The following is a 3,291-nucleotide window of genomic DNA, read 5'->3' on the forward strand; positions in this document are numbered from 1 at the left end:
GCTTCGGGTGGGCAGCAAGCTGGTCGACGCCAAGGGCGTCAGCCTGCTCTACCGCTCGCGGATCTCCAGCGAGCCGCCACCGCGGCCCCCTCCACGCCGCCGAGCACCCGCGCCACCTCCGCGGCGGTCGGGCGGTCCTGCGGCCGCATGGCCGTCATCGCCCGCAGCAGTCCCGGCCATGGCTGCGGCAACCGGTCTGGCACCTGGGGCGTGCGGTGCAGCCGGGCCAGGGCGACCTCCATCGGGGGCCCGGTGTACTCGCGGTCGCCGGTGAGCGCCTCCAGCAACACCAGCCCGAGGGCGTAGACGTCGGTGGCCCCGGTGACCTCCTCGCCGCGCACCTGCTCCGGCGACAGGTAGGCGGCGGTGCCGAGGGTGATCCCGGTGGAGGTGTGGCGGGTGGCGTCGGCCAGCAGCCGGGCGATCCCGAAGTCGCTCAGCCGGGCGCGCCCGGTGCCGTCGAGCAGCACGTTGCCGGGCTTGACGTCGCGGTGGACCATCCCGGCCTCGTGCACGTGCGCGAGCGCGTCGGCCAGCCCCTGCCCGACGGCTCGCACCTGCTCCGCGTCCAGCGGACCGGCGCGACAGGCCTGGCTCAGCGTCGGCCCCTCGACCAGCTGCATCACCAGGTAGGGTCGGTCCCCCTCGGTCCCGGCGTCCAGCACCGCCACCAGGTGCGGGTGCTGCAGCCGCGCCAGCAGCCGGCCCTCGGCCGTGAACCGGGCCCGGTCACCCTCCTCCTCACCACCCTGCCGCAGCAGCTTCACGGCGACCGGCCGGTCCAGCACCCGGTCGTGCGCCCGGTGCACGTCCGCGGCCCCGCCGCGGCCCAGCAGCTCGCCGAGCTCGTAGCGGCCATCCAGCACCACCGCGTCTGCCTCCGGCACCTGCCCGTCCTTCCGCTGTGAGTCCACCTGGCGTTGCTCCCTCCTGGCACGGTAGCGCGCCCAGGTAGCACGAGCCGGGCCGGATTCGCCCGCGCGGCACTCTGGCCGGGCACCGCCAGGGAGGTGTCGCGCGAGGTCCACCCGGCCTACGATCAGGTGCGTGGTCACGCACTGGCCGCTGACCGGCCGGGACGAGCAGCTGACCGAGCTCGTGGAGCTGCTGCGGCGGCCCAGCGCGGCCCCCACCGGTGCCGTGCTGGCCGGCCCGTCCGGGGTCGGCAAGACGCGGCTGGCGCGCGAGGCCCTCGCCGCGCTGGCCGAGGCCGGTGTCGGCTGCCAGTGGATGGTGGCCTCCGAGGCCTCCCGGGCGCTGCCGTTCGGCCCGTTCTGGCGGCTGGCCCGCGGCTTCGACGCAGACGGCAGTGACACCTCCGGCCGGCTCGCCGAGGTGCTGGCGGCCACCGCCCGCGAGCGCGCGGTGCTCGGCATGGACGACGCCCACCTCCTCGACGACCAGTCGGCCTCCCTCCTGCTCTCGCTGGCGGTGGAGCACGGTGTCCCCCTGTTGCTGACGCTGCGGACCGGCGCGCCCGCTTCCGACGCGGTCCGGGCGCTGTGGAAGGACGGGTACCTGTCACGCTTCGACCTTCCCGAGCTGGCGCCGCAGCAGGTCGGTGCGCTGCTGGAGCAGGCCCTCGGCGGCGCGGTCGAGACCCACAGCGTGCGGCGGCTGCACGCCCTCACCGGCGGGAACGCGCTGGCGCTACGCGCGGTCGTGGAGGGGGCGCTCACCGAGGGGCGGCTGTCCCGGACCGGCAGGCTGTGGCAGCTCCGGGGCGAAGCCACGGTGACCCCCGCGCTCGCGGAGGTGCTGCAGGCGCGGCTGGACCAGCTCACCCCCGAGGTGCGGGCCGTGCTCGAGGTGCTGTCCCTCGCGGAGCCACTGGACGTGGCGACGCTGCGGCAGGTCACCGGGGACGGCGCGGTGGAGGAGGCCGAGCGAGCTGGCGCCGTCGTCGTGGAGGAGCGCACCGGCCGGCCCGAGGTGCGGGCCGCCCACCCACTGCTGAGCGAGCTGGTCCGGGCCCGGGTCGGGACGCTCCGTGCCCGGAGGCTGCGCAGCCGGCTGGTGCGGGCGCTGGACTGGGAGCACAGTCCCCGCCCCGGGGACCTGCTGCGGGCGGCGGTGCTGCTCCTCGACAGCGACACCGCGCCGGACCCGGGTCTGCTGGTGCCCGCCGCCGAGCACGCGCTGCAGGTGTGCGACGTCCGGCTGGCCGAGCGGCTGGCATTGGCAGCGGTCCGGGACGGCCACGGTGGCCGGGCCGCCGCCGCGCTCGGCCACGCGCTGAGCTGGCAGGACCGCCCGGCCGACGCCGAGCGCGTCCTGGCACCGTTCGACGTCCCAGGAGGACCGGACGACGAGCGGGCCGCGGTGGCGCTGATCCGGGCCGCGAACCTGTTCTGGACCGGCGACGAGGCGGCCGGGGCGGAGGAGGTGCTCCGGCGGGCACGGCAGGAGGTCTCCGACCCCGGCTGCCACGCCGTCCTCGCCTCCATGCAGCTGTGCTTCACGCTGTCCCGGAACCGCCCGCAGCAGGTGATCGCCGACGGCCGGGCACTGGTGGAGGCGCTGGCCGAGGAGGGACGGGCGCTGCCGTGGGGCGGCTCGGCCGTCGGGCTCGCCCTGGCCAGGACCGGTCGATGCCAGGACGCGATCGACCTGGTGACGCGGCAGCTGGACCTCCTCGGCGACGGGCCGGAGCCGCGTGCCCGCCAGCTGGTCCTTGACTACGCGCACGTGACCGCGTGCGTGCTGGCAGGTCATCCGGAGCAGGCGGAACTCGCCACCGGGCACGAGTACCCGCTCTCGCTGACGGCCGGCTGGGTGCCGCACCTGACCGGTCTCATGCGCGGGCTGGTCGCGGCCGACCGGGGCGAGCTCGGCCGCGCCGCGGGCCTGCTGCAGGAGTCCGCGGACGGCCTCGCGGGCGAGGACCCCTCCCGATGGCGGTTCGTCGCGCTGTGCTGGCTGGCCCAGGTCCGGGCGGTGCGTGGCGAGGCGGCGGCGGCCCGAGCAGCGCTCGGGGAGGCCGAGGCCGAGCGCCGCGACTGCCACGACTGCTACGACCCGGACCTGCTGCTGACCCGCGCCTGGGTCGCCGCCGCCGAGGGCGCCGTCAGCGACGCCCAGGTGCTGGCGACGTGCGCCGCTGCCACCGCCCGGGTGAGCGGACAGCACGCGGTCGAGTCGGTCGCGCTGCACACGGCGGTGCGGTTCGGCAGCACCCGGCCCACCGCGCGGCTCGCCGAGCTGGCCCGAGGCGTCGACGGGGACCGGGCGGGTGCGGATGCCTGCGACGTCGGAGCCGGAGTGCGGCTCGGACAGGCAGTAGGCCCCGAG

Annotated in this window: 2 protein-coding genes; one reads left to right on the forward strand and one right to left on the reverse strand. The window is 76.7% G+C overall.

Annotated features, from left to right (window positions below):
• Positions 1-38: 38 nt before the first annotated feature.
• A complete protein-coding gene (locus tag GFJ45_RS15680; protein WP_228387189.1) occupies positions 39-1,133 on the reverse strand; it encodes a serine/threonine-protein kinase in 1,095 nt (364 codons plus the stop codon).
• Here GFJ45_RS15680 and GFJ45_RS15685 point away from each other — a divergent pair.
• Positions 1,048-3,291, forward strand: a 2,244-nt coding sequence (locus GFJ45_RS15685) for an AAA family ATPase (RefSeq protein WP_153398930.1), incomplete at its 3' end; no start/stop codon positions are given. The genes GFJ45_RS15680 and GFJ45_RS15685 overlap by 86 nt on opposite strands.

This window comes from Ornithinicoccus halotolerans (assembly GCF_009602535.1).
GTDB classification, from domain to species: domain Bacteria; phylum Actinomycetota; class Actinomycetes; order Actinomycetales; family Dermatophilaceae; genus Ornithinicoccus; species Ornithinicoccus halotolerans.